Here is a 25,651-nt window from a genome sequence, read left to right as displayed (position 1 = left end):
CCATGTGGGATAAGCTTAGATCATTACACGAGGTTTCGGCTGACCGTGCCATTACAACTTTGTTTGACGACGCTATGCGTTCAGACGTGTTTTCCGTTGAGGCAGATGATCTGTATTTTGATTACAGCAAAACCAACATTGATGCAGAAACGCTTTCTGCGCTGATCGCTTTGGCAGACGTCAAAAATGTCGAAGCGCGTCGTGCTGCGATGTTTTCTGGCGAAAAGATCAACGAAACCGAAGATCGCGCTGTGCTGCATACGGCATTGCGTAATCTCGATGGCGGGCCTGTTTTCGTGGATGGCGAAGATGTCATGCCCGGCGTGTTGCAAACTCTGGAGCAAATGGCGTCTTTCGCCAATGCAGTGCGAGACGGTCGCTTCACTGGGGCAGGCGGCAAGATCACGGATGTTGTGAATATCGGCATCGGCGGATCTGACCTTGGTCCAGCAATGGCCGTGCCTTCATTGGCGCCTTTCGCAGATGGTCCGCGTGTGCATTTCATCTCGAACGTAGATGGCGCGGATTTAGCGGATACATTGGCAACGCTTGATCCAACCACAACATTGGTTCTGGTGGCGTCAAAGACCTTTACGACCATGGAAACCATGATGAACGCGCAAAGTGCGTTCAACTGGATGAAACAAAAAGTCGCTGATCCCGCCGCCCAATTTGCAGCAATTTCCACAGCCATGGCAGAAACCGCAGCCTTTGGTATCCCAGCAGAGCGCGTCTTTGGGTTCTCTGATTGGGTTGGTGGGCGTTATTCCATGTGGGGGCCAATTGGTCTTTCGATCATGCTGGCCATCGGTCCAGACGATTTCAAAGATTTCTTGCGCGGTGGCCAAGCCATGGATCGCCACTTTTGCGAAGCGCCTCTGGCAAACAATATGCCAGTTGCATTAGCGCTTGTGGGCATCTGGCACCACCAAATCTGTGGCTTCGGCACACGTGCGGTTTTGCCTTATGAACAACGACTTGTCCGGCTGCCTGCCTATTTGCAGCAGCTTGAAATGGAATCAAACGGCAAAAGCGTTTCGATAGAAGGCAAAGAGCTTGATCAAACGGTTGGCCCAATTGTTTGGGGGGAACCCGGGACCAACGGCCAACACGCGTTTTATCAATTGATTCACCAAGGCAAACAGATCGTGCCTTGCGAATTTCTTGTGGGCGCTCAAGGCCATGAGTCTGAGCTGGCCGCGCATCACAAGGCTTTACTTGCCAATTGTCTCGCGCAATCCGAAGCGTTGCTGTTGGGGCGTGATCTGGACACCGCGCGCAGCATGATGGCCGCGAAGGGTTTTGAGGGCGCAGCGCTGGAAGCCAATGCAATGCAGCGCGTGTTCTCGGGCAATCGTCCATCTACAACATTGATGTATAAGAAACTGACGCCATTCGTGTTGGGGCAGATCATTGCGCTTTATGAACATCGCGTCTTTGTCGAGGGTACGATCCTTGGCATCAACTCGTATGATCAATGGGGTGTTGAGTTGGGAAAAGAGCTTGCTCAAAAGCTTGCTCCGGCCGTTGAGGAGAATGGCAGCACAGCTGATCTGCATCCTGCGACTGCAAATCTGGTCACTCGCGCAAAGGCGCTCCGCGACGCCTGATCGCATACCTGAAAAACAAAAAAGCCCCGCAAGCAATGTGCTGCGGGGCTTTTTTGATGTCTTAAATTAAGCGCGCCCGCGACGACCGCCGCGACGGCCACGTCCGCTGGCACCGCCGGTGCCTGCCGGTTTGTTGAACTTAATCCAGTCTGCACCACCTTCGTCATTGTTGGTCAGGAAGTTTGCGGCGCGAATGGCCTCCATTTCCTTACCCGGACGCGCCAAGGTTGATCCCATACCGAATAGTTTCACAAAGGTTTCATCATCCATTCCCTCTGGAAGGATAATGCCAGCCGCTTCTATTTCTTCTTTTTTCGCGGCAATTTTTTTCGGACCGACAGGTAGAGCAACTGGGTTCATGATCGCAGATGTCATTCCGGCCGCCATTGCCATTGGCAAGAAGGCGTTGTTGATCCCATGACGGTTTGGCAGGCCAAACGAGATATTGGATGCGCCACACGTTGTGTTCACGCCCAACTCTTCACGAAGACGACGCACCAATGTGAAAACCTGCAAACCTGCAGTTCCCATTGCGCCGATTGGCATGACCAGTGGATCAACAACGATGTCATGAGCAGGAATGCCGTGATCTGCCGCGCGTTCCACAATGCGTTTCGCAACGGCAAATCGCACATCTGGGTCTTCGGAAATACCGGTGTCATCATTTGAAATCGCAACAACGGGCACGTTGTACTTTTTGACCAGCGGCAAAACCAATTCCAAACGCTCTTCTTCGCCGGTCACAGAGTTCAGCAAGGGACGACCATTCGCAGCCTCAAGCCCAGCCTCAAGCGCGCCAGGAACGGAGCTGTCGATGCAAAGCGGGATGTCGGTGACTTCTTGTACCTTTTCAACCAATTGGCGCATCAAAGTTGGCTCAACAAAGTTGTTGTCAGCGTAACGGACATCTTCGGCCATTTTGTTTGAAAATACTGCACCCGAATTGATGTCCAAGATGGTAGCACCGGCAGCAACCTGGGCAAGGGCGTCGGCCTGAACACGCGAGAAATCTCCACGTTCCAGTTCTTCGTTCAGAATTTTGCGGCCAGTTGGGTTAATCCGTTCCCCGATGACGCTAAAGGGCTGATCAAAGCCGATGATCGAAGTTTTTGAATTGGATTCGACGACAGTACGGGTCATGGACAGTCCTTAAAGATTATCTGTTTGCGGCGCTGGTGCGCCATTTTCCAAAGCCCAGTTCGCATTGGCCTTGATCCCACCTAGTGGGAAAAAGTGCACGGACTCTATATTAAAATCAGGATTGGCAGCTTTGTGATCTGCCAATTCGCGAATGACGTCAGTTGGTTCGTAAGGCAATAACAACTTAGACACATCCATCGCGCGTTTCTGTAGAACTCGCAATGACGGGCCAACGCCGCAGGCGATTGCGAATTTGATCATTGTTTGCAATTTGGCTGGTCCCGCGATGCCGATATGGACGGGGATCGTAATTCCAGCTTCACGCAATGCATCAATCCATGCGATGATCGGTTTGGATTCAAAGCAGAACTGCGTCGCCAACGCCATTGATGCATCGGTGGTTTCAGAAAAACGCTGTTTCCATTGCAGAGCTTCGTCGACCAACCGTGTCGATCCATCTGGATCAATGTCTTTGTTACCCTCTGGGTGGCCAGCTACGTGCAGTCGTTTGAAACCCGCTTTGTCAAAAAGGCCAGTTTCAAGCAATTGCATTGAATTTTCAAAATCGCCTTTGGCCTCTGAAAGGCCACCTGCCAGCAAAAGCGCCTGGGATACGCCGGCTTCGCCTTGATACATGGCGATCCAGTTTTCCAAAGTTGCTTGGTCTTTGATAATACGCGCAGGAAAATGCGGCATGACTTCAAAGCCGTCAGTCGCCAAGCGCTTTGCGGTTGCGACCATGTCGTTGATTGGCGTGCCGTCGATATGTGCAATGTAAACGCGCGTGCCCTTAGGTAAAATCGCGCGAAAGTCGGCCACTTTCTCAGCGGTGCGGGGCATGACTTCGATAGAATAGTCTTTCAAGAAGTCTGAGACCGAAACGGGCACGCCTCGTCCATTTGGGGACTTTCGTTTGAAACTCAAAAGCGACATCGCGAATACCTTATGCCATGTGGACCTAGGCCCAACCATCATTGTCAATCAGGACCTTAAGGCGGTCCTGATCATATTCTGCATCCAAACGGTCCAGTTCAGCCTGGGCGATGTCTGCAGCGTCTCCATCAACGGTAAAGGGGTCAGCCTTGCGCCATTCAGCAAGGTAAGCATCAGTATCTGACGAGCCGATTTTCATAGCCGCACGGTCAATCGCTTGTTCAAAGCGTTCGGCCAGTTGCTTTTTCGCAGCACGTCGTCCTTTGCCCACAATGACTTGAGCGGGGATGTCACGCCAATAAACGATTGTGACTTCAGGCATGAGCTGATTCCTCTACTTTATATTTCTATTGGTAGACCAGCCACCAAGACACGCTGCGTTCATTTTCGACTTAACTGTCGCTATCCGCGACCTGTGATCTTCTAACGAGCTATAGCTAAGGCGGCTACAGCTAGGGCACTGAAAATTCTTAATGATGATCATGAAGAGAACCAAGGGCAGGGGATTGCGTGACGGCATTCAACTGACTAGGTTGGTATCAACTCGAAATGGAGGGCGTGACTATGGCGCCCAAGCGTCCCAAAGGTGCGGGCGCCTTCCCAAAACCGGTTGAGAGCCCCGCGCCCCAACAACCAGACCCAAGCGAGCTGTATGCCGCCTTGGATCTGGGTACGAACAGTTGCCGCATGTTGATTGCCCAACCTAAGGGCAATCAATTTCATGTGGTGGACAGCTTTTCAAAGTCTGTCCAACTTGGTTCCGGTCTTGAAAAGACTGGACGGTTGTCGCGTGGTTCTATGCGACGCACGATTCAAGCCTTGCGCATTTGTCAGCAAAAACTGAAACGCCATCGCGTGACACATATGCGTTTGGTTGCGACCGAAGCCTGCCGTCGCGCGCGCAATGCGAAGGACTTTATCAAACAGGTACGCCGCGAAACCGGCCTGCAGCTTGAGATTATCCCAGCAGAAGAAGAAGCGCGGCTCGCGGTCATTTCCTGTGCACCTTTGGTGTCGACCAAGACAGAACAGTTGTTGGTTGTGGACATTGGGGGTGGCTCGACGGAACTGGTATGGATTGATTTGTCGAGCGTGCCGCATCGTGAACGCCCTAAGGCGATCATGCGGATGCGTCGTGGTTTTGAGCAGTTTGATACACCGTTTCCAGCAGCTAAGGTTGTTGACTGGATTTCGGTTCCGCTTGGCGTTGCGACGCTGCGGGATCAATTCAATGACGTCGAAGATGACGCTGCGCGCTTTGCTTTGATGAGTTGGTTCTTTGAGGAAAACCTTTCAGAATTTGCACCATATAAAGATGCGCAACCGCGTGAAGGGTTTCAGATCGTTGGGACATCGGGAACGGTAACAACGGTTGCGGCCAGTCACCTTGGTCTTCGGCGTTATGACCGCACCAAGGTTGACGGTTTGCGTATGACGTCGGAACAAATTGATGTTGTGATCAACGACTACCTTAAGATGGGGCCAAATGGGCGGCGGCAAGACCCGCGGATTGGTCAGGATCGACATGCATTGATCATGTCTGGATCTGCGATTTTGCAAGCATTGCTAAGATGTTGGCCGACGGATCGACTGTCAGTTGCGGACCGTGGCCTGCGTGAAGGTTTGCTTTATGCGCAGATGTCTGCAGATGGTGTCTTGGAAGATGGACCGTTCTAGGTATAAAAGGCCCCCCCAATAGGATCATTCCGCCAAGGGCGATATTGACATGAAAAAGAAGAACACTTCCGGGCGCGGTCAACGTGATTTGACTGTAAAAGTCAAAACGGCGCGTGGCCGAAGCATCAGCTCGACCCGTTGGCTACAACGGCAGTTGAATGATCCATATGTCAAACGAGCACAGGCCGAAGGGTTTCGTGGGCGCGCGGCGTTTAAGATTATGGAAATCGACGACAAATATCGTTTCCTTGTGCCTGGCGCGCGGATTGTCGATTTGGGCTGTGCCCCTGGGGGCTGGCTGCAAATCGCGGTGAAGCGTGTGAATTCCTTGGGGGAACGCAAAGACAAAAAAGTCGGGACTGTTCTGGGAATCGATTTGCAAGAAGTCGAGCCATTGCCGGGTACTGTTGTTCATCAGCTTGATTTTCTTGACGAAGGTGCAGATGACCAAATCAAAGAATGGCTAAATGGTAAGGCCGATGTCGTGATGTCTGACATGGCGGCGTCGTCTTCTGGGCACAAGCAAACGGACCACTTGCGCATTATTTCGCTATGCGAAGCTGCGGCGTATTTGGCTTTTGATGTTTTGGAAGAGGGCGGCACATTTGTTGCCAAGGTTTTGGCGGGTGGCGCTGAGGGCGAGCTTCAGAAGCTGCTTAAGCAGAAGTTCACGAAGGTCGCGAATTTCAAACCGCCATCATCTCGGGCGGATTCGTCTGAGAAATTTGTCGTCGCAACTGGATTCCGCGGATAATTCAGCGGGTTAGATTAGCGACCCAAAGACGCGCAGGCCATGTCGCGGAATGCTTCCATCGCTTGATCTTGCGATTGGTGATCCGTGGCTTGGCGGCGTGTGTGCGTGTTTTCCTGACGGATCAGTTCAAACAAGCGCATGTGGCGCGGTAGGTTTGTGGCGTTCATAAATTGACGATGACGAATGTGCATGGCTTTGTTCCTTGTCACGCTGTGCAAGGGCAATATTCCACGACAATTTGGCAAAATATGTCCAAAACTCAGACCATTGCGGGTCTTATTGTGGTCGTGGCTCTGCGTGTCTTTGGGGGAATGGTGGGTCGTGAGAGGCTCGAACTCCCGACATCTTCGGTGTAAACGAAGCGCTCTACCAACTGAGCTAACGACCCGATGTGTGGCGGGTTTTAATCGTTTCCTATGGCAAAGGGCAAGTCCCAAAATACGCTTTTCTGAAAAAAAGATTTTTAACGGTGAAACCGTTAGATTTTCATGTTGATTCCGTGGCTTGCGTGAATCACTTGCTGCCTCGGGGTGGGTTTTGACGGATCAGAATTCGTCGGGGCGCAGAAAATTTCGGGGGAATATTCAATGGAATATGAAGGAAATTTAACAACGTGAAAAAAATGCAAAGAAGTCTCTCTAAAGCGCTTGACGCTGACATCACCTACGCATAAACCACAGCTCACCGAAGCGACGGCAACGTAGCCTCGGAGATTACAGAGGGCGGTTGTAGCTCAGTTGGTTAGAGTACCGGCCTGTCACGCCGGGGGTCGCGGGTTCGAGCCCCGTCAACCGCGCCACTCTGTTGTCCCTGACCCGGGTAGGGTGCATAGCCGAAAGGCATCGCGCGGTTGTAGCTCAGCTGGTTAGAGTACCGGCCTGTCACGCCGGGGGTCGCGGGTTCGAGCCCCGTCAACCGCGCCACTTTCTTCCTTTAGACATGATTAGGTTTCGCCGCGAAACGCGTTGCGTTTAAGGCGCGCGCTGCGTTCATTGTGGAAATTCGTACGATTCCCGCGTTGAAACGTACGTTTGGGAATTCACGATGGACGTTGACTGTGGTCCTTGCATCCCAGACAGTTCGAGTGACCTAAAAGCCGAATTGGATTTCTAATGCTAAAGATGATTTCACTTGCGGCTTGTTTTTTATGTCCCTCTTTAGCCTTTTCGGATGAGGTTGCATTTATCCGGTATTTCGAAAGCAACGGGGTTGTTACACTTGAAGCCGGAGGGGGAGCATCCGCGCAAACTCCGTTTGTTTTGGCTTCGGTTGGCAAAACAATGACCTCTGTTGCCGTTCTGCGGTTGGTGGAGGCCGGCGCTTTTTCTTTGGATGAGTTGGCTCGCCATTGGGTAGACGATGATATCAGGGACGGACTTGGTGAATTAGAGGGTGTGACGCTGCGCCATTTATTGACCATGACCAGCGGATTGCCAGACTACCTGAGTGACGAATACGTCGAAGATGCCTTGGCTGATCCGGATCATGTGCAAAATCCAGAAACGGCGTTGAGCTACGCATTTGGCGAAGACGCTTTGTTCCGCGTTGCCCGGGGCTTTGACTATAGCAATACAAACTATGTGCTGCTTGGGCATATCTTAGAGAATGCCACTGGTATGACCTACGCTCAGGCAATGGAGCGCCACGTTTTCAAGCCCGCAGGCATGACGCGTTCCTTTGTATTCGGATCAAGACCTTTGCCACGTGGCCTGCCGAATGGGCATGAGGGTGGTCACCATATACGTGACTACTACGAAGGTGACGGTTTTGGGGACGGTGGAGTTATTGCGACAGCTCCCGATCTTGCGCGGTTTTACAAAGCTTTGTTTGCTGAGCGCAGCTTGTTGTCAGGCAAGATGATGGGTGAATTGCTACGGGATCCCCGAGGTGAGGGATATGGCATGGGGGTTGAGATCGAAGATCGCATTTATGGCCATTCCGGAGGCGATCTAGGGTTTTCAACTGACGTTCGAATGGACGTAGCTACCGGTGACATCGCGTTGATTTTTGTGGCGGAAGGGGATGCCGCTACGGACTGGGCGATGGATACTATTCTTAAGCAGTAAGTATCGGACGTCAGTTGGCTGATATTAAGTCAGCTATTATTGTGGTTTAGATGAAGGTGGCAACTGCACCGCACTGATTGTTTTCAGAGCGAAGGGCCAAAACACAAAGGTAAACTCGCGCGAATGTGTTGGCTTTAGGTCAAATTTAATTGTGGGGGGGTAATGGCGGACAGACAGGGATTCGAACCCTGGAGACGGTCTCCCGCCTACACACTTTCCAGGCGTGCGCCTTCGACCACTCGGCCACCTGTCCGTGAGGCGGTGTTTAGCCAAAATCATGTGGGGGGTGCAAGGGGCAATTCGGAATTCTTTGAAAGTTTTTTTCGAAAAGATCCGAGTTCGAAAAAAGTGCCTTATTTGAAAGGCTTGCGCGCGCCGGTTTGTGGCCAGCGCGCGCGGATTGTTATGTGCGTGTCATTGCTTCGAGGATACGTGCCCAGCTGCGGATGCCTTTGTGGAAGCTTTCCAGATCGTATTTCTCGTTTGGCGAGTGGATTTGATCGTCGTCTTTGGCAAAGCCAATCAACATCGCGTCTGTGCCTAGGATTTCTTTGAAGTGGCCAGAAATGGGGATGGAGCCGCCACAGCCAGCAAAGGCTGCAGCCTCTGGCCATTCATCTGACAAAGCGGCGCGCGCTTGTTCAAACGCGGGGTGGTCTGTCGCCATGACCGAGCCTTGTGATGCGCCGTGGGCTTTGTATTCAACGGTACAATCCGCAGGCAGCATGGATTGCACATAAGCGCGGAAGCTTTCGCGGATTTTGTGCGGGTCTTGGTCGCCGACCAAGCGGAAGCTTATTTTGGCGGAGACTTCGGCAGGCAGGACGGTTTTAAAACCATCGCCCGTATAGCCGCCTGTAATGCCGTTCACTTCGCAAGTTGGGCGAGACCAGATCATTTCAAGTGGTGTGCGGTCTTGCTCGCCTGCGGGGACGGATAGATCGACATCGCCAAGGAAGGCTGCATGGTCAAATCCAAGCGCTTGCCATTGGGCTGCTAGGTCTTCGGAGAGTTCTGGAACGCCATCATAGAAACCCGGAACGGTGACGCGGCCCGTGTCGTCATGCAGGCCTGCAATGATTTTGGTTAGAACGCGGATCGGGTTCATGGCGACGCCACCGAACATGCCGGAATGCAGGTCTTTGTTGGCGGCTTTGATGGTCAGTTCTTCGCCCAGAAGTCCGCGCAGCGAGGTGATGATGGCTGGAGTTTTGCTTTGGAACAGGCCTGTGTCACAGATCAAAGCGATGTCAGATTTCAGTTCTGCGGCGTTTTCTTTCATGAAGGGAACAAGCGAAGGTGAGCCGCTTTCTTCTTCGCCTTCAAAGAAAAAGGTGATTTTGCAGGGTAGGGCGCCGTTCACTTCTTTCCATGCGCGGCAGGCCTCGACGAAGGTCATCAATTGGCCTTTGTCATCGGATGAGCCACGGCCACGGATCACTTTGCCATTTGGGGTATCTTCGATTGCTGGGGCGAAGGGATCAGAGTTCCAAAGCTCTAGCGGATCGACGGGTTGCACATCATAGTGGCCATAGAACAACACATGCGGACCGTCACCTTCGACATGGCCAACGACCATGGGATGGCCTGGGGTTGCCCGTTTTTCTGCCTTTACGCCAATGCTTTGCAGATCAGAGACCAGCCAATCGGCGGCGGTTTGGCAATCGTCTTTGAAGGCCGGGTCTGTTGAAATAGAAGGGATTTTCAACAGATCAAGCAAGCGATCGGTTGCAGCAGGCAGGTCCGCATCTATTCGAGCTAAGACAGAGTCCAGAGACATGGGGTGGAATCCTTTTGTGTGTATTTTTTGTGGACCGTATCAGGACCATCAGCGCTGTCCAGATAACTTGATCTTGATCAAAGTGTCGCGAGCGACAAAATGTATTCTGGCATTGATTGAAAACGCGCAGTATATCCACATCTTAACAGAACTATTTCGCCTACCGAGGCGAATCTCTTGAGGTCGCAAGCCGTGCGCCAGCAAACCGGAGGTAAGCCAGTGGACTATTCCGCTAAGCTCGATGATGCCCTTTCCCGTCTTCACTCAGAAGGCCGGTATCGCACCTTTATCGATATTGAGCGTAAGAATGGCCAGTTCCCACATGCGGTATGGCGCAAAGAGGACGGCAGCGAGCAACCGATCACCGTTTGGTGTGGCAACGATTATCTTGGTATGGGGCAGCATCCTGTTGTTCTGGAAGCGATGCACGAAGCGTTAGATGCGACTGGTGCTGGGTCTGGTGGCACGCGCAATATTTCTGGCACAACGGTTTATCACAACCGTTTAGAAGCCGAACTTGCGGATTTGCACGACAAAGACTCGGCTTTGCTTTTCACCAGCGCCTACAATGCCAATGACGCGACGCTTTCGACGTTGCACCAATTGTTTCCGGGGCTGATCATCTATTCAGATGAATTGAACCACGCTTCTATGATCGAAGGTATCCGCCGTCATGGTGGTCAGAAACGTATCTTCCGCCACAATGACGTCGCGCATTTGCGTGAGTTGCTTGAGGCAGACGATCCAGCAGCACCAAAGTTGCTGGCGTTTGAGTCGATTTATTCCATGGATGGCGACTTTGGTCCGATTGCAGAGATTTGCGATTTGGCTGATGAATTCAACGCGATGACGTATTTGGACGAAGTGCATGCTGTTGGCATGTATGGCCCACGTGGGGCCGGTGTAGCAGAGCGTGATGGCCTAGTTGATCGCATTACAATCATTAACGGCACCTTAGCTAAGGCGTTTGGCGTTCAAGGCGGTTATATCGCGGCAAGCGCTAAAATGTGTGACGCTATCCGTTCTTATGCACCTGGTTTTATCTTTACATCATCCATGCCGCCAGCTGTGGCTGCGGGTGCTGCTGCATCCATTGCGCATCTGAAACAAGATTCCACATTGCGTGAACAGCATCAGATGCAGGCAAAAATCCTTAAAATGCGCCTTAAGGGGTTGGGTTTGCCAATTATTGATCATGGCACGCACATCGTTCCGGTGATTGTTGGCAATCCAGTGCACACGAAAAAGCTAAGCGATATGCTGCTGGAAGACCACGGAATCTATGTTCAGCCGATCAATTTCCCGACCGTTCCGCGCGGAACTGAGCGTCTGCGCTTTACGCCGTCACCGGTACACGGACCAAAAGAGATTGATGCTTTAGTTCGCGCAATGGATGAGCTGTGGTCTCATTGTGCGCTAAATCGTGCCGAATTAGCGGGTTAACCACACCATCTGGTGCAAAAACCCTTGCCCTGTGTTAACTTAGCCTCAATTAAATGGGGGTGACTCGAATCGGGGATGTTTCTCGGGTCACTTTACACAGTGAGGCTTTGGGCATGATCAGGCGCAGGTGGCGCAAATCCGAGGGGGAGGACAGTAACCCCAAAGGATTTGACGATTACGATTTCCGGCTCGGCGACGAGATGCGCGGCGAACGCGCAACTATGGGCAAATCCCTTTTGGATGTGCAGCGCGAGCTTCGAATACGTGCCTCTTATATTGCAGCCATTGAAAACGCTGATCCGTCAGCCTTTGAAACCCCTGGGTTTATTGCGGGCTATGTGCGGTCCTATGCGCGTTATCTGAATTTGGACCCGGATGAGACCTTTGCGAAGTTCTGCCGCGAAAGTGGTTTTCAGACTGCGCATGGCATGTCCTCTGAGGCGTCTGGTAAGTCTAAGAAAGACGAAGTCCTGGTTGCGGCAGCAGCGCGTGATCCTTTTGCATCCGCAAATGCGACCTTTGTCCCGGTCCAAGAATCCGTCCTTTCGCGCATTGAACCACGTGCCATTGGCTCGTCCTTGGTTCTGTTGGCCTTGATCGGTGGTATTGGCTACGGCGGTTGGAGCGTTTTGAACGAAGTTCAGCGTGTGCGTCTGGCACCAGTCGAGCAAACGCCAGTGGTGCTGTCTGATCTTGATCCATTGGCTGAAGCTTCGGCAGCGGATGTCGAGGTTGCGGATAATGCATCTGGAGTCTTTACACCGCCAGAAAACAAACTGGATCGTCTATACCGCCCACAAGCGCTTGATGTGCCTGTATTGGTGGCGCGTGATGCTCCGATTTCAACGTTGAACCCGCATAGCGTTGGTACGTTCACACCAGAGCGTCCTTCGATCACGATTGCTGAGGCGATTGAACCCGCGGTTCCTGCGATCCCGCAAGTTCTGGAAGAAGCAGACCCAGAAGTCGTGATGTTTGTTGTGCGCCCAGCTTGGGTGCGTATCCGGTCGGCAGATGGTTCTGTTCTGTTTGAGAAGACTTTGAATGCCGGCGAAGAATTCAAAGTTCCAAACACCGAAATTGCGCCAACGTTGCAGGCTGGCATGTCTGGGTCGGTTTATTTCCGTCTGAATGGCGAAATTCGTGGTCCGGCCGGGCAGGGAACCGGTGTTGTCCGTAACCTTGCGATCGACGTGGATGCGGTTCAGGAAAACTTTGCTGTCGCAGACCTTTCTGGTGATGAAGCGCTGGCTGAAATCGTATCGGTTGCCGCCGCGCAGAACGTGGTTATTGGCAACGAATAATCTTTTCTTTGATTGCTGCATTGCCCCTGTCATGACGGGGGCTTACATAAGCCCCAGACGTTATTCGGATGGGGCTTTTGCATGTCTATGAACCATATTCGCCCGTGGCGTAACATTGAACGCCGCAAGTCTCGCCAGATCATGGTGGGGAATGTGCCTGTTGGCGGCGATGCACCCATTGCTGTGCAAACGATGACGAACACAGACAGTGGCGACGTGAAGGCGACGCTGGCGCAGGTTTTGGCCGCGGCTGACGCGGGTGCGGACATTGTTCGTATCTCAGCCCCCGATGTGGCGGCAACGACGGCCCTGCGTGAGATATGCAAAGAAAGCCCGGTTCCGATCGTGGCAGACATTCATTTCCACTACAAACGCGCGATTGAGGCTGCTGAAGCGGGCGCTGCGTGTTTGCGGATCAATCCCGGCAATATCGGTGATGACACGCGGGTCAAGGAAGTGATCAAAGCTGCCAAGGACTATGGTTGTTCGATCCGCATTGGCGTGAACGCTGGCTCGCTGGAAAAGCATCTGCTTGATAAATATGGAGAACCTTGCCCGGATGCGATGGTGGAATCTGGTTTGGACCACATCAAAATTCTGCAAGATAACGACTTTCACAACTTTAAGATCAGCGTAAAGGCGTCAGATGTCTTTATGTCGGCTGCGGCTTATCAGATGTTGGCGGATGCAACGGATGCGCCGATCCACCTTGGTATTACCGAGGCGGGGGGCTTTGTGTCCGGTACCATCAAATCTGCGATTGGTTTGGGGCAACTGCTGTGGATGGGGATTGGTGATACGATCCGCGTGAGCCTGTCTGCTGATCCGGTTGAAGAAGTCAAAGTTGGCTTTGAAATTCTTAAATCATTGGGGCTGCGTCATCGCGGTGTAAACATCATCTCTTGCCCGAGCTGTGCGCGCCAAGGCTTTGATGTCATTAAGACAGTTGAGACTCTTGAGAAACGACTCGAACATATCAAAACGCCGATGAGCCTGTCGATTATTGGCTGCGTTGTGAATGGTCCGGGCGAGGCTTTGATGACGGATGTTGGATTTACCGGCGGCGGTGCTGGTTCTGGCATGGTGTATTTGGCCGGTAAGCAAAGCCACAAGCTGTCTAACGATCAGATGGTTGATCACATCGTTGAGCAGGTCGAACAAAAGGCGGCCCAACTAGAGGCCGCCTCGTCAGAAGATGCGTAAGCGGGGTTAGCCCCGCTTTTGCGCCACCAATTGGCGCATGCTTTCCAACGGTAGATAGCCGCGCAGCATGTCGTCTTGCATTACAAATGTCGGCGTACCGGTGATTTGCAAACGCTGTGCCAATAGGCGCGTGCTTGCAATCTCTTCGCTGACTTCGTCGCTGTCCATATGGTCAATCAGCTCTGCGGCATCAAAGCCCAAGGACTGGGCCAAGCGGCGCAATGTCACTTCGTTAGCACCAGAGGACATACGGATCAGCGCGTCATTTGCTGCTTCGTAAGCGTCTGCACCCAGCTTTTGTTTCACAGCAATGGCGAAACGAGAGCTCAGCATGGAATCTTCGCCCAGAATGGGGAATTCTTTGACGATTATGCGAATGTTGCCATCGGCTTCGACCAGCTCTTTGACCTCGTCATGCGCGCGGCGGCAGTAGCCACAGCGGTAGTCAACGAATTCAACCAAGGTGATGTCTCCATCCGGATTGCCGCCAACCCAAGAATAGCCGTCGTCAAAAATATCGTCAGCATTTGCTGAAACCAGATTGAGGTCCTGCGAAACCTGTTGGGCGGCTTGACGCTCTTCTAATACGGCAACCGCCTCCATGATCACCTCTGGATTATCCAGAAGATAGGCGCGGACTTCTTCGCGAAAGAGGGCGCGCTCTTCGTCGCTCATTGCGTTCACATCCAGCGCGAACGCGGGCAGGGTCAAAACCGAAAGGGCCGCAGCCAACAATGGGGTTTTCACTAGGTTCTCCTATTTCTTTTTCTTCGCGGCGCGCTTTGCGGCCAGTACAATATCATCTGCTCGTCTCCACCCTGATGATCCTTCTGGTAAAAGATCAACAGCGCGTTTGGCTTGGATACCTGCATCTTTCATCCGCCCTTGCAAGGCGTATCTCTCTGCAGAAGCGACAGCCGCCATGCCACGATTGCCGTTCTTGGCATAGGCTGAGGCTAGGTCGCGCAGGATGCGTGAATCGCGAAAATCGCGGCTGCGGGCTTTTTCTAGAACATTAAGTGCGGCGCGTGTTTGACCGCTGGCCAATAGTGCACGGCCATAACTGCCAAGACACAGCGCGTTGTTCGGTGCTAGATCAACGCAGCGTTTATAGGCCGGAACCGCTGCTTTGATGTTGCGGCTTTCCATGAGGATCTGGCCCTTAAGTTCATAAAAGTATGGGTCTTTTGGGCGCAGTGCGATGGCTTTGTTCATAGAGGCCAAAGCGGATTTTGTATTGGATTGACGATGAAACATCACCGCTTCGCGCATCAACCGAACATCCTGCGAGGGGCTGTTTTTTAAATCACGCTTTGTGGTTTTAGGGCTGCGCAAGAAAGCAGATAGTTTTCCTTTGGCACGGCCAAACCAATATTCCGCCTGCGGATCAGGCTTGGCTTTGCCGGCATAGGCTTGCGCTGCTGCTTTGGCCGCCCGCAGTCGATCACGTGTGAGCGGGTGCGAGCGCACATAGGGATCTTGGCGGTTGGTGTTCAACGCTTCTTGGCCGCGGAACAGCTCGAATACATCCACAGCACCCTGCGTATTTGCACCGGATTGCACCAAATAGCTGATGCCGGATTTATCGGCAGAGGCTTCTTCCTCGCGTGTGTGCGAAAGGAATACGCGCTGCGCTGAACTGCTGACCCCGAGCGCCACGCCAGCCCCGATTTCGCCATTGCCAGATGCCGCTGCTGCCGCTGCCGCCAAGGCAATCCCAAGACCAGCCACCGTGCGGGCATTGCCAAAGTTCCGGTGACGCCGCGCGATGTGGCCATTTGCGATATGGGCGGCCTCGTGGGCAATGACGGCGCGCAGCATGTCGGCATTCTTGCTGCGCATCAAAAGACCCGAATGAATAAAGATGTGCTTTTGATCCACGACAAAGGCGTTCAACTTGCTGTCGTTCACCACCAGAATGCGCACCGAACTGCCAAGGCCAGCTGCATTCAAAATCGGTGAGGCGAGTCGTTGCAGCGAATATTCGATGTCAGGATCACGCAGCAAAGATGTTGCGCGCGCGGGTAGTGTCGTGACCAAAGTAAGGACAACTACGAAACTTGCTAAAATCAGCTGTCGCAGATTGGTTGACGGCCGGGAAAAATAACGCTCAATACTCATGCGGGGTAATAGGACGGAAAATCATGCAGAACTCAAGGCGCAGTGCAGTTGATCCCTTTATTGTGATGGATGTCATGGAAGCTGCGCGCAAAGCCGAAGCCGCTGGACGCCATATTATACACATGGAAGTCGGCCAGCCAGGCACGCCAGCGCCAAAAGCGGCTCGGCAAGTTTTAGCCGAACAGATGATGCATGACACGATGGGATACACCGTGGCGCTTGGCATTCCAGCGCTGCGCAAGCGCATCGCCCAGCTTTATGGGGAATGGTATAACGTCGATCTTAACCCGGATCGTGTTGTTGTGACATCTGGGTCTTCTGGTGCATTCTTGTTGGCATTCACGGCGCTCTTTGATGCAGGCGACCGCGTGGCCATCGGCGCGCCGGGTTATCCAAGCTATCGCCAAATCCTAAAGGCGTTGTCGCTGGAACCTGTTGATCTGCAAAGCTCCTTGTCAAACCGGTTGCAGCCTGTGCCTGCTGATTTCGCGGATCAAGACATTCAAGGGCTTTTGGTGGCGTCTCCGGGCAATCCAACTGGTACCATGCTGGATAAGCCCGCGCTTTCAACATTGATTGACGCTTGCAAGGCGAAGAATGCGGCCTTTATCAGCGACGAAATTTATCACGGCATCGAATATGACGCCAAGGCGGTGACGGCGCTTGAGATCACGGATGATTGCTATGTGATTAACTCATTCTCCAAGTATTTCAGTATGACGGGCTGGCGCGTTGGCTGGATGGTTGTGCCAGAAGATCATGTGCGCACTATTGAACGGCTTGCACAGAATATGTTCATTTGCCCGCCGCATGTGTCGCAGGTCGCGGCCCTTGCGGCCATGGACTGCACCGAAGAGCTAGAGGCCAACATGGACGTGTATCGTGCCAATCGGCAGCTGATGCTGGAAGGGTTGCCAACGGCGGGGTTCACCAAGTTCGCACCGCCTGATGGGGCGTTCTATGTGTATGCGGATGTGAGTGATTTGACCGATGACAGTCGTGCCTTTGCTGCTGAGATTTTGGAAGAGGCGGGAGTTGCCGTCACACCGGGGTTGGACTTTGATCCGATCCGTGGGGCTGGCACGCTGCGCTTTTCCTATGCGCGCGCGACCGGAGACATAATCGAAGGGCTTGCGCGGTTGACCGCCTTTATGAAGGCCCGTGGTCATATCTAAGTATCCAATGGCTGCAACACAGGTTAAACTATCAAAAATTCATTCAGGCACCCATTCTACATGCGCAGAACTTTCTTTTCGATCCTGATCCTTTGGCTGTGTTCAGCGTTGACCATCCAAGCCCAAGAATTCAGCGGCTTAGCGCGGTTAAATGCAGAGGGCAGCGCCATCGTTGATGCGCGCAAAGGCGGGGCACAGATTGATCTGGCGTTGTCACAGGGCGTGCCATGGCGCGTGTTTACGCTGGATGAGCCACGCCGGCTTGTCATCGACTTTCGCGAGGTGGATTGGTCAAACGCGGATACAAACACGCTTTTGCAATCTGAACGCATCGAAGCCATTCGTGTTGGTGGGTTTCGTCCTGGGTGGAGCCGCCTTGTCGCCGATCTTAGCGCACCCATGGCAATCACAAGCGCGGAGATGCAGGTCGATGAGACGACGGGTAACGCACATTTACAGCTAAAATTGATCGCGACGGAACCGGAAGCCTTTGCGCAATCCGCAGGTACGCCGAAAGACCCGCGTTGGGATTTGCCAAGCCCGTCCATTGTGACAGCTCCGAAATCAGGCAAGCCAGATTGGGCCGCAACCGTTGTCGTGCTTGATCCCGGCCATGGTGGTGTTGATCCGGGGGCAGAGCGTGGGCATGTGCAGGAAAAAGTGCTGATGTTGACGCTCGCGCGTGAAATTCGTGACACGCTGCGCCGTGCTGGTGGGTTTGAGGTGTTCTTGACCCGTGATGAAGACAGTTTTGTTTCGCTCGAGGGCCGTGTTGCCACGGCGCACGAGGTCAATGCCGATATTTTCATTTCGCTTCATGCGGATGTGCTGAAGCTTGGGCAGGCCAGTGGCGCGACTGTTTACACGTTATCCAAAGAGGCCAGCGATGCCGCTTCGCAATATCTTGCCGAGCGCCATGATCGCAGCGCTTTGCTTGCGGGTATCGACCTAAGTGGGACGGACGATCAGATTGCCAATATTTTGCTGGACTTGGTGCGCCAAGAAACGACACCCCGGACGGAACGATTGGCCCAAGCGATGGTGCTGGGGATGCAGGGCACATTGGGTAAGCTGAACAACAAACCCTACCGCCAAGCGGCCTTTTCTGTGTTGAAAGCTGCTGATATTCCTTCGGTTTTGATCGAAGTGGGCTTTATGTCCTCTGACCGTGACCTACAAAATCTAAATGACCCATCTTGGCGCCAACGGTTGGCCGAAGGTATTCGCGATGGTTTGCAGGCGTGGGTGATCGCCGATAAGGCTGCACGCGACCTGGTGCGCCAATAAACTTTCGTACAGGCGAAATTCTGCAAGAAATTCCCCGCCTTGTGTTTTGACCGCCCCGGCGGCAGGCAGTATAGAGGGGGGGACTTACCCCGGGGGCCCTTGTGCTGCGATTCATTCTGTCTTTCTTCGGAAGCCTTTTTACATTGATCACAATGGGCGCTGCCTTTGTGGCGCTTTCGATTGGCGCGGTTTTTTACATTTATGGCCGCGATCTGCCTAGCCATGAGGCTTTGGCGCAATATCGCCCGCCGACGATCAGCCGGATTTACTCGGCAGAGGGGCGTATTATTGATGAATTCGCCAAGGAACGCCGTTTGTTTGCACCTGCGGACGAAATCCCTGATCTGGTTAAAAACGCGTTCATTTCTGCCGAAGACAAGAATTTCTACACACACAAAGGGTACGATGCCCGCGGTATGGTTGCCGCAGCTGTTGAGGCCGCACAGGGTGGGCGCCTTCGTGGTGCGTCTACAATCACCCAACAGGTTATGAAAAACTTCCTGTTGTCCGGCGACCGGTCTGCAGAGCGTAAGATCAAAGAACTGATCCTTGCTTCGCGCGTTGAAAACGTGCTGAGCAAAGACAAAATCCTAGAGCTTTACCTGAACGAGATTTTCCTTGGTCAAAACTCGTTTGGCGTCGCAGCTGCCGCGCAGACCTATTTCAACAAGCCATTGGCAGAGCTTCAGCCGCAAGAAGCCGCATATTTGGCGACCTTGCCAAAGAAACCGTCCAATTTGCATCCTGTGCGCCACAAAGAGGCGGCCGTAGATCGGCGGAACTTCGTCCTGAAAGAGATGAAGGAAAACGGGTATCTAACTGAAGCGAGCTATCAAGCTGCACGTGCACAGCCGTTGCTATCCGTACAAAACGGCGATTACGATAGCTACAAAGCGCAGCGTCCACCGCGTGACTATTTCACCGATGAAATCCGTCGTCAGCTCAGCCGAGACTTTGGTGAAGAGGAATTCTTTACCGGTGGTATGGCGGTACGCGCCACAATTGACCCAGAACTTCAAGCTGTGGCCGCACAAGCCCTGCAGCATTCGCTGGAGAAATACGACCGCAGCCAAGGCATTTGGCGCGGTACTGGCAAGACGATCCCGCTTGATCAACTGACCAACGAAGATGACTGGCGCAATGCGCTCGCCAACGTCAATGTGCCACGAGACATCAATGTTGATGGCGAATGGTTTCCTGCCGTCGTTCTAAGCGTTGGTTCAAACGATGCCCGTATCGGCATTGAAAGCGTTGGCGAAGATGAAGATGGCCACTTTATTCCGGCCAAAGACGTCCAATGGGCTCGCAAGCGACGCACAGATGGCACATTGGGTCGCAAAGCCAAAGTTGCGGGCGATCTTTTAGAAGCCGGTGAAGTTGTTCTTGTGCGCGCCATGACAAAAGACAGCGATGGCAGCTTTATTCGCTGGACCCTGCGTCAAGTGTCCGAAGTACAGGGCGGCTTTATGGCCATGGACGTGAACACCGGCCGCGTGATTGCGATGCAGGGCGGGTTCTCTTACCAGAATTCTGTCTTTAACCGCGCGACACAGGCACGCCGCCAGCCGGGCTCTAGCTTTAAGCCCTTTGTTTATGCGTCGGCACTCGACAGTGGGTACACACCAGCGACCATCGTTATTGACGCACCGATTGAAATCAACACACCCCAAGGCCTGTGGCGGCCGCGAAACTCGTCTAACAAGTTCTACGGCCCAACGCCGCTGCGGACAGGTATTGAGCAATCCAGAAACCTGATGACCATCCGTTTGGCGCAAGAGGTCGGCATGGATGTTGTCGGCGATTACGCCCGCCGATTTGGTGTTTATGACAATATGGGTCTTTTCCTTGCGAACTCGCTTGGGTCTGAGGAATCGACGCTTTTCAAAATGGTGTCTGCCTATGCCATGTTCGCCAATGGCGGCGAACGTGTTGAGCCAACACTTGTGGATCGTATCCAAGACCGCTTTGGCCGCACGATTTATCGTCATGACCAACGCGTTTGTACTGAGTGTGATGAACCTGGCATTGAGATCGACAAAGCGCCCAAAATCGTCACCAACCGCGAGCGCGTGATGGACCCGATCACCGCCTACCAGCTGACATCAATGATGCGCGGCGTTGTGGACCGCGGGACAGCGAGCACAGCCATCAACCTGCCCGTTCCTGTGGCCGGCAAAACCGGTACAACCAACGAGGCCCGTGATGTTTGGTTCATTGGTTTCACCAACACCATGGTGGCTGGGTGCTATATTGGCCATGACACACCACGCCCGCTGGGTCGTGGGACCTATGGCGGCAACACCTGTGGTCCTGTGTTCCAAGAATTCATGAAAGCAGCCATCAAGAAAAACGGCGCTGGTAAGTTCCGGGTGCCGCCCGGTGGTCAGTTTATCAAGATTGATCGGTTCTCTGGTGCGCGTCTTTCGGATGATGCAAGCGGCGACCATGTTGTGGCCGAATACTTCCGCGTTGGCGAAGAGCCATTGTTTGGCGTCGCCTTTGATGGTGGCTTTGAAATGGGGTCCAACTTGCCGTTGTTTGAAGATGCGCAAGGTGGGGGCACGACCGTTACCACGTCCACTGGTAAAAAGGCCGTCGTTGGACCAAAGGCCAGCTTTGGGACGCTCAGCTCTGGCGGGCTATATTAACGACATCACGAGATTTTCGAAGGAAAGGGCAGGGTGATCTTGCCCGCTTCTCTGGGGTGGTCTATCACCACCTTTGAAACGATGAACAGGACTGTCACATGCGCGCTGAGGTACAGAATACCGTTGCCGAAATCGAAAAATCCATTGAACTGCTGAAACAGCGGCTCAACTGGGAGACTGCCGAATTTCGCCTCGAAGAATTCAATGCGCGCGTCGAAGATCCTAACCTATGGGATGACGCGGACGCCGCACAAAAGCTGATGCGCGAACGCCAGATGTTGGTGGATGCGATTGACGGCGTCAAAGCCTTGGCGACTGACCTCTCCGACAACATCGAGATGATTGAACTCGGTGAAATGGAAGAAGATGACGAGGTCATCAAAGATGCCGAAAACGCGATTTTCAAGTTAAAGAATATTGCGGCCGAGAAAGAGCTTGAGGCACTGCTTGACGGCGAAGCGGACAGCAACGACACCTTCCTAGAAATCAACTCTGGTGCCGGTGGGACGGAAAGCTGTGACTGGGCTTCGATGCTGGCGCGTATGTATGTGCGTTGGGCCGAAAAGCGCGGCTATACGGTCGAGCTGCAATCCATGACCGCGGGCGAAGAAGCGGGTATCAAATCAGCAGCTTACAAAATCACGGGCCACAACGCCTATGGTTGGCTGAAATCAGAGGCGGGCGTGCACCGTTTGGTGCGTATCTCGCCATTTGACAGCGCTGCGAAACGGCACACGTCGTTTAGTTCTGTCTGGGTATATCCGGTTGTGGATGACAACATTGATATCGAAGTGAACCCATCGGACATTCGGATTGATACCTATCGTTCCTCTGGTGCCGGTGGTCAGCACGTGAACACAACCGACTCTGCAGTGCGTATTACACACATGCCAACCGGTATTGTTGTGACTAGCTCTGAGAAGTCACAGCACCAAAACCGTGACATCGCGATGAAAGCTTTGAAATCAAGGCTTTATCAACAAGAGCTCGACCGTCGCAATGCGGCCATCAACGAAGCCCATGAAAACAAAGGCGATGCGGGTTGGGGTAACCAGATCCGGTCTTATGTTTTGCAGCCGTACCAGATGGTCAAAGACCTTAGAACAAGCTTTGAAACCTCTGATACCAAAGGTGTTTTGGATGGCGACCTGGACGAGCTGATGGCTGCGACACTGGCGATGAACGTATCCGGTAAGAGCCGCGCTGACGCGCAGGGTTAAGACCCACGATTTGGGGTTTTAGCCCCCAAACGTGGTATTTATGGAAAGATGAAGAGCACAACCGCATTCCGCACTTGCAAAAGGTGCGGGTAAGCGGTGAAGTAGGGCTGCGCGAACGTACATCTGGGAGGATTGTATGCACGAGGCACCCAAGCCACTGGGGGTGCCCGATTTGGGCGCCGTGGAGTTTTCGACCTTAAAACAGGCCTTAGCGTTGGGATGGCATGATTTCCATGCGCGCCCCGGCTATGGATTGTTCTTTGCGGCCCTTACCGTTGTGGGCGGCTGGCTGATCAGCTGGGTCACCCTATCAACGAGTCAAAGCTATTGGCTGGTCTTTGCAGCCATTGGGTTTCCATTGATCGGGCCATTCGCGGCCGTCGGGCTATATGAAGTCTCACATCGGTTACAAATGGGGTATGAGGTGACGCCAGCGGCCATTACACATGCCGTATTGCACCAAAGAAAGCGGCAACTGCCGTCACTTTGTTCAATCATCGTCACTGCGTTTCTGTTTTGGTTCTTTCTGGCTCATATGATTTTTGCGCTGTTTCTGGGGCTGACGCCGATGACCAATATCTCATCGAGTTTTGAAGTCTTTTTGCAACCAAACGGACTTATGATGCTGGCCTTTGGCACAGCGGTTGGGGCGATCTTTGCCGCACTTTTATATTCACTGACCGTTTTCGGCATGCCATTGCTTTTGGACAGGGACATTGATTTTGTCACAGCGATGCTGACCAGCTTAAAGGTCGTCACAGATGCACCAGTGGTCATGTTGTCCTGGGGGGCATTTGTCGCCGCGGTCACATTCGTTTCTATGATACCGGGGTTTCTGGGGCTCTTCATCGCTATCCCAATTTTCGGGCATGCGAGCTGGCACCTGTATGCTCAGGTAAAGCATTAAAAAGGGGAGCTAACGCTCCCCAATTCTTTAGTATTTAGAAAGCTTACTCTGCACCGCGTGCCAGAGCAGCCACACCAGTACGCGCCACTTCGACAAGGCCAAGTGGGCGCATCAAGTCGGCAAAGGCGTCAATCTTTTCCGGTGCACCTGTGATTTCGAACACAAAGCTTTCTAGCGTTGTATCAACCACATTTGCGCGGAAAATATCGGCCAAGCGCATGGCTTCGACGCGTTTGTCACCTTGGCCTGCAACTTTGAACAAGCCCAATTCACGCTCAACAGATGGGCCCTCGACCGTTAGATCATGCACTTCGTGAACAGGAACAATACGACCCAATTGCGTTTTGATCTGTTCGATCACCTGCGGTGTACCGTTGGTGACAATGGTAATGCGCGACTGGTGCCCAGTGTGATCCACCTCGGCCACTGTCAGGCTGTCGATGTTATACCCACGTCCAGAAAACAGACCAATCACACGTGCCAGCGCACCTGGTTCGTTCTCAACGAGAACGGCCAAAGTATGCGTTTCACGAACGTCTGAAAAATTCGGACGCAGGTTGTAGGCAGAGTGGCTCGTGGAGCCTTTTTTGATTTTCAATGCAGCCATGATTTCTCTCCTTACACCAGAACCGCGCCGCCGGCCTGAATGGCCCCTTGGGTGGAATCTTCGCCCAACAGCATTTCATTATGCGGCTTGCCTGATGGGATCATCGGGAAGCAGTTTTCGTGTTTCTCAACCAAGCAATCAAAGATTACCGGGCCGTCGTGATTGATCATTTCCATGATCGCATCGTCCAAGTCAGCGGGATCTGAGCAGCGGATACCTTTTGCGCCAAACGCTTCTGCTAACTTAACAAAATCGGGCAGGGCTTCGGACCAGCTGTGGCTGTAACGTTCGCCGTGCAGCAACTCTTGCCACTGACGTACCATGCCTAGACGTTCGTTGTTCAGAATGAACTGCTTCACAGGCAGGCGGAACTGAACCGCGGTGCCCATTTCTTGCATGTTCATCAACCAGCTCGCTTCGCCAGCCACGTTTACAACCAACGCATCACGATGCGCCATTTGCACACCGATAGAGGCAGGGAAGCCGTAACCCATGGTGCCCAAGCCACCGGATGTCATCCAGCGATTTGGATCATCAAAGTTTAAGTATTGCGCAGCCCACATCTGGTGCTGACCAACTTCGGTTGTGACGTAGCGGTCCATACCACGGCTTAGCTCTTCGAAACGCTGAAGTGCATATTGCGGTTTAATTACAGAGCCTTCTTGCGTGAACTTCAAGCAGTCAACAGTCCGCCATTCGTCGATCTGTGCCATCCACTTGGCCAAACCTTCTTTGTTCGTTTTGCGGCCACGTGATTTCCAGACTTTCAAAAGGTCTTCGAGCACATGCGCAACATCGCCAACAATAGGAATATCCACACGGATCACTTTGTTGATTGAGCTTGGGTCAATATCAATATGGGCCTTTTTCGAATTCGGCGAAAAGGCCGAGATCAAGCCAGTGATCCGGTCATCAAATCGCGCACCGATGTTGATCATCAGATCACAGTCATGCATCGCCATGTTGGCTTCGTACAAGCCGTGCATGCCCAACATACCCAACCAAGATTTGCCGGATGCAGGGTAGGCGCCCAGACCCATCAAAGTCGATGTAATTGGGAAGCCGGTTGTATCCACAAGTTCGCGCAGCAATTGGCTTGCTGCCGGACCAGAGTTGATAACACCGCCGCCTGTATAGAACACAGGACGTTCGGCTTTTTCCATCAATTCGACCAAAGCTTCGATTTCGGTAATGTCACCTTTAAGCTGTGGTTGGTAATGCTCTGTCCGTGCGGTTTTTGGATCGGTATAAGCGCCGTTCGCGAATTGAACGTCCTTTGGAATATCAACCAATACCGGGCCAGGGCGGCCGGAACGCGCAACGTGGAACGCCTCGTGAAGGGTTGCAGCCAGCGTTGTTGTATCTTTTGCCAACCAGTTATGCTTTGTGCACGGGCGTGTGATGCCAACTGTATCCGCCTCTTGGAAAGCATCTGAGCCGATCATAAAGGTTGGAACCTGACCAGAGATCACCAGAATTGGAATACTGTCCAACAATGCGTCTGTCAGACCTGTCACAGCATTTGTCGCGCCGGGGCCAGAAGTAACCAATGCCACACCAACCTTGCCGGTAGAGCGCGCATAGCCCTCTGCGGCATGAACAGCAGCTTGTTCGTGACGCACCAGAATGTGTTTAATGTCATTCTGTTGAAAGATTGCATCGTAAATTGGCAGGACAGCCCCGCCGGGGTATCCAAAGACGGTATCCACACCCTGATCTTTCAGAGCTTGAACCACCATATCCGCACCGGTCATCTGACGTGTCATCTGTCTCTCC

General features: G+C 53.0%; 21 protein-coding genes and 4 tRNA genes. 14 read left to right on the top strand and 11 right to left on the bottom strand.

The window, feature by feature from the left end:
• Positions 1-2: 2 nt before the first annotated feature.
• On the top strand, positions 3-1,610 hold the full coding sequence (gene pgi, locus Q4544_RS00515) for a glucose-6-phosphate isomerase (protein WP_303503144.1): 1,608 nt from the start codon (positions 3-5) through the stop codon (positions 1,608-1,610).
• 66 nt (positions 1,611-1,676) lie between these two features.
• On the opposite strand, the gene Q4544_RS00510 is transcribed toward pgi, so the two are convergent.
• The 3 genes from Q4544_RS00510 to Q4544_RS00500 are packed head-to-tail and all read right to left on the bottom strand — an operon-like array spanning position 1,677 to position 4,005.
• Positions 1,677-2,750, bottom strand: a complete 1,074-nt coding sequence (locus Q4544_RS00510; protein WP_303503142.1) for a methyltetrahydrofolate cobalamin methyltransferase — start codon at positions 2,748-2,750, stop codon at positions 1,677-1,679.
• Positions 2,751-2,759: 9 nt separating this feature from the next.
• Positions 2,760-3,683, bottom strand: a complete 924-nt coding sequence (locus Q4544_RS00505; RefSeq protein ID WP_303503140.1) for a methylenetetrahydrofolate reductase — start codon at positions 3,681-3,683, stop codon at positions 2,760-2,762.
• Between the two features lie 25 nt (positions 3,684-3,708).
• Positions 3,709-4,005, bottom strand: coding sequence for a virulence factor (locus tag Q4544_RS00500; protein ID WP_303503138.1), 297 nt, complete (start codon positions 4,003-4,005; stop codon positions 3,709-3,711).
• A 242-nt stretch (positions 4,006-4,247) separates the two neighbouring features.
• Here Q4544_RS00500 and Q4544_RS00495 point away from each other — a divergent pair, with 242 nt between their 5' ends.
• Both Q4544_RS00495 and Q4544_RS00490 read left to right on the top strand, forming a co-directional pair.
• Positions 4,248-5,360, top strand: a complete 1,113-nt coding sequence (locus tag Q4544_RS00495) for a Ppx/GppA phosphatase family protein (RefSeq protein ID WP_303503137.1) — start codon at positions 4,248-4,250, stop codon at positions 5,358-5,360.
• A gap of 49 nt (positions 5,361-5,409) precedes the next feature.
• Entirely contained in the window at positions 5,410-6,114 is a 705-nt protein-coding gene (locus tag Q4544_RS00490) for an RlmE family RNA methyltransferase (RefSeq protein WP_303503135.1), read from the top strand.
• A gap of 14 nt (positions 6,115-6,128) precedes the next feature.
• Here Q4544_RS00490 and Q4544_RS00485 read toward each other — a convergent pair whose 3' ends face one another.
• Both Q4544_RS00485 and Q4544_RS00480 read right to left on the bottom strand, forming a co-directional pair.
• Positions 6,129-6,305, bottom strand: coding sequence for a hypothetical protein (locus tag Q4544_RS00485; protein WP_303503133.1), 177 nt, complete (start codon positions 6,303-6,305; stop codon positions 6,129-6,131).
• A 121-nt stretch (positions 6,306-6,426) separates the two neighbouring features.
• Positions 6,427-6,502: transfer RNA gene (locus Q4544_RS00480), tRNA-Val, on the bottom strand.
• 334 nt (positions 6,503-6,836) lie between these two features.
• On the opposite strand from Q4544_RS00480, the gene Q4544_RS00475 reads away from it, so the two are divergent.
• The 3 genes from Q4544_RS00475 to Q4544_RS00465 all read left to right on the top strand — a co-directional run bounded on the left by Q4544_RS00475 (position 6,837) and on the right by Q4544_RS00465 (position 8,180).
• A tRNA-Asp gene (locus Q4544_RS00475) sits at positions 6,837-6,913 on the top strand.
• Between the two features lie 47 nt (positions 6,914-6,960).
• A tRNA-Asp gene (locus tag Q4544_RS00470) sits at positions 6,961-7,037 on the top strand.
• 189 nt (positions 7,038-7,226) lie between these two features.
• On the top strand, positions 7,227-8,180 hold the full coding sequence (locus tag Q4544_RS00465) for a serine hydrolase (protein WP_303503131.1): 954 nt from the start codon (positions 7,227-7,229) through the stop codon (positions 8,178-8,180).
• A 163-nt stretch (positions 8,181-8,343) separates the two neighbouring features.
• Here the strand turns inward: Q4544_RS00465 and Q4544_RS00460 are convergent.
• Both Q4544_RS00460 and Q4544_RS00455 read right to left on the bottom strand, forming a co-directional pair.
• Positions 8,344-8,433, bottom strand: a tRNA-Ser gene (locus Q4544_RS00460).
• 150 nt (positions 8,434-8,583) lie between these two features.
• Entirely contained in the window at positions 8,584-9,960 is a 1,377-nt protein-coding gene (locus Q4544_RS00455) for a M20/M25/M40 family metallo-hydrolase (protein WP_303503129.1), read from the bottom strand.
• A gap of 219 nt (positions 9,961-10,179) precedes the next feature.
• Here Q4544_RS00455 and hemA point away from each other — a divergent pair, with 219 nt between their 5' ends.
• The 3 genes from hemA (at position 10,180) to ispG (ending at position 13,910) form a co-directional block, all read left to right on the top strand.
• On the top strand, positions 10,180-11,403 hold the full coding sequence (gene hemA / locus Q4544_RS00450) for a 5-aminolevulinate synthase (RefSeq protein WP_303503128.1): 1,224 nt from the start codon (positions 10,180-10,182) through the stop codon (positions 11,401-11,403).
• A gap of 113 nt (positions 11,404-11,516) precedes the next feature.
• Positions 11,517-12,707 carry a helix-turn-helix domain-containing protein gene (locus Q4544_RS00445; protein ID WP_303503126.1) on the top strand — a complete coding sequence of 397 codons (1,191 nt, stop codon included), beginning with the start codon at positions 11,517-11,519 and terminating at the stop codon, positions 12,705-12,707.
• Between the two features lie 81 nt (positions 12,708-12,788).
• A complete protein-coding gene (gene ispG / locus Q4544_RS00440; RefSeq protein ID WP_303503124.1) occupies positions 12,789-13,910 on the top strand; it encodes a flavodoxin-dependent (E)-4-hydroxy-3-methylbut-2-enyl-diphosphate synthase in 1,122 nt (373 codons plus the stop codon).
• Positions 13,911-13,916: 6 nt separating this feature from the next.
• Here the strand turns inward: ispG and Q4544_RS00435 are convergent, their stop codons facing one another.
• A complete protein-coding gene (locus tag Q4544_RS00435) occupies positions 13,917-14,657 on the bottom strand; it encodes a DsbA family protein (RefSeq protein ID WP_303503123.1) in 741 nt (246 codons plus the stop codon).
• Positions 14,658-14,666: 9 nt separating this feature from the next.
• Positions 14,667-16,031 (bottom strand): M48 family metalloprotease, encoded by a 1,365-nt coding sequence (locus Q4544_RS00430; RefSeq protein ID WP_407063018.1) that lies wholly within the window; start codon positions 16,029-16,031, stop codon positions 14,667-14,669.
• Positions 16,032-16,054: 23 nt separating this feature from the next.
• Between Q4544_RS00430 and Q4544_RS00425 the strand changes: the two genes are divergently transcribed.
• The 5 genes from Q4544_RS00425 (at position 16,055) to Q4544_RS00405 (ending at position 23,268) form a co-directional block, all read left to right on the top strand.
• Positions 16,055-17,206, top strand: coding sequence for a pyridoxal phosphate-dependent aminotransferase (locus Q4544_RS00425; protein WP_303503120.1), 1,152 nt, complete (start codon positions 16,055-16,057; stop codon positions 17,204-17,206).
• Positions 17,207-17,266: 60 nt separating this feature from the next.
• Entirely contained in the window at positions 17,267-18,493 is a 1,227-nt protein-coding gene (locus Q4544_RS00420) for an N-acetylmuramoyl-L-alanine amidase (RefSeq protein ID WP_303503118.1), read from the top strand.
• A 101-nt stretch (positions 18,494-18,594) separates the two neighbouring features.
• The gene (locus Q4544_RS00415) at positions 18,595-21,141 is read left to right on the top strand and encodes a penicillin-binding protein 1A (RefSeq protein ID WP_303503117.1); all 2,547 of its coding nucleotides are present in this window, start codon (positions 18,595-18,597) and stop codon (positions 21,139-21,141) included.
• Positions 21,142-21,239: 98 nt separating this feature from the next.
• On the top strand, positions 21,240-22,361 hold the full coding sequence (gene prfB / locus Q4544_RS00410; protein WP_303503115.1) for a peptide chain release factor 2: 1,122 nt from the start codon (positions 21,240-21,242) through the stop codon (positions 22,359-22,361).
• A gap of 136 nt (positions 22,362-22,497) precedes the next feature.
• Positions 22,498-23,268, top strand: a complete 771-nt coding sequence (locus Q4544_RS00405; RefSeq protein ID WP_303503113.1) for a DUF2189 domain-containing protein — start codon at positions 22,498-22,500, stop codon at positions 23,266-23,268.
• Between the two features lie 43 nt (positions 23,269-23,311).
• Here Q4544_RS00405 and ilvN read toward each other — a convergent pair whose 3' ends face one another.
• Positions 23,312-23,875 (bottom strand): acetolactate synthase small subunit, encoded by a 564-nt coding sequence (ilvN, locus tag Q4544_RS00400; protein ID WP_303503111.1) that lies wholly within the window; start codon positions 23,873-23,875, stop codon positions 23,312-23,314.
• Between the two features lie 11 nt (positions 23,876-23,886).
• Positions 23,887-25,641, bottom strand: coding sequence for an acetolactate synthase 3 large subunit (locus tag Q4544_RS00395; protein WP_303503110.1), 1,755 nt, complete (start codon positions 25,639-25,641; stop codon positions 23,887-23,889).
• Positions 25,642-25,651: the final 10 nt, after the last annotated feature.

Origin of the sequence: Cognatishimia sp. 1_MG-2023, assembly GCF_030548175.1 — a bacterium.
In the GTDB taxonomy this organism is placed as follows: domain Bacteria; phylum Pseudomonadota; class Alphaproteobacteria; order Rhodobacterales; family Rhodobacteraceae; genus Cognatishimia.
Note: the sequence above shows the minus strand (reverse complement) of the source record. Positions and strands in the feature narration are given on the sequence as shown.

What these genes read in the sequence shown, in the direction of transcription:
- Q4544_RS00490 (WP_303503135.1), top strand. Translation starts at nt 5,410, where the DNA reads ATGAAAAAGAAGAACACTTCCGGGCGCGGTCAACGTGATTTGACTGTA.
- Q4544_RS00495 (WP_303503137.1), top strand. Translation starts at nt 4,248, where the DNA reads ATGGCGCCCAAGCGTCCCAAAGGTGCGGGCGCCTTCCCAAAACCGGTT.
- Q4544_RS00455 (WP_303503129.1), bottom strand. Translation starts at nt 9,960, where the DNA reads ATGTCTCTGGACTCTGTCTTAGCTCGAATAGATGCGGACCTGCCTGCT.
- ispG (WP_303503124.1), top strand. Translation starts at nt 12,789, where the DNA reads ATGTCTATGAACCATATTCGCCCGTGGCGTAACATTGAACGCCGCAAG.
- ilvN (WP_303503111.1), bottom strand. Translation starts at nt 23,875, where the DNA reads ATGGCTGCATTGAAAATCAAAAAAGGCTCCACGAGCCACTCTGCCTAC.
- Q4544_RS00505 (WP_303503140.1), bottom strand. Translation starts at nt 3,683, where the DNA reads ATGTCGCTTTTGAGTTTCAAACGAAAGTCCCCAAATGGACGAGGCGTG.
- Q4544_RS00445 (WP_303503126.1), top strand. Translation starts at nt 11,517, where the DNA reads ATGATCAGGCGCAGGTGGCGCAAATCCGAGGGGGAGGACAGTAACCCC.
- prfB (WP_303503115.1), top strand. Translation starts at nt 21,240, where the DNA reads ATGCGCGCTGAGGTACAGAATACCGTTGCCGAAATCGAAAAATCCATT.
- Q4544_RS00485 (WP_303503133.1), bottom strand. Translation starts at nt 6,305, where the DNA reads ATGCACATTCGTCATCGTCAATTTATGAACGCCACAAACCTACCGCGC.
- Q4544_RS00420 (WP_303503118.1), top strand. Translation starts at nt 17,267, where the DNA reads ATGCGCAGAACTTTCTTTTCGATCCTGATCCTTTGGCTGTGTTCAGCG.
- pgi (WP_303503144.1), top strand. Translation starts at nt 3, where the DNA reads ATGTGGGATAAGCTTAGATCATTACACGAGGTTTCGGCTGACCGTGCC.
- Q4544_RS00430 (WP_407063018.1), bottom strand. Translation starts at nt 16,031, where the DNA reads ATGAGTATTGAGCGTTATTTTTCCCGGCCGTCAACCAATCTGCGACAG.
- Q4544_RS00500 (WP_303503138.1), bottom strand. Translation starts at nt 4,005, where the DNA reads ATGCCTGAAGTCACAATCGTTTATTGGCGTGACATCCCCGCTCAAGTC.
- Q4544_RS00465 (WP_303503131.1), top strand. Translation starts at nt 7,227, where the DNA reads ATGCTAAAGATGATTTCACTTGCGGCTTGTTTTTTATGTCCCTCTTTA.
- Q4544_RS00405 (WP_303503113.1), top strand. Translation starts at nt 22,498, where the DNA reads ATGCACGAGGCACCCAAGCCACTGGGGGTGCCCGATTTGGGCGCCGTG.
- Q4544_RS00395 (WP_303503110.1), bottom strand. Translation starts at nt 25,641, where the DNA reads ATGACACGTCAGATGACCGGTGCGGATATGGTGGTTCAAGCTCTGAAA.
- Q4544_RS00425 (WP_303503120.1), top strand. Translation starts at nt 16,055, where the DNA reads ATGCAGAACTCAAGGCGCAGTGCAGTTGATCCCTTTATTGTGATGGAT.
- Q4544_RS00510 (WP_303503142.1), bottom strand. Translation starts at nt 2,750, where the DNA reads ATGACCCGTACTGTCGTCGAATCCAATTCAAAAACTTCGATCATCGGC.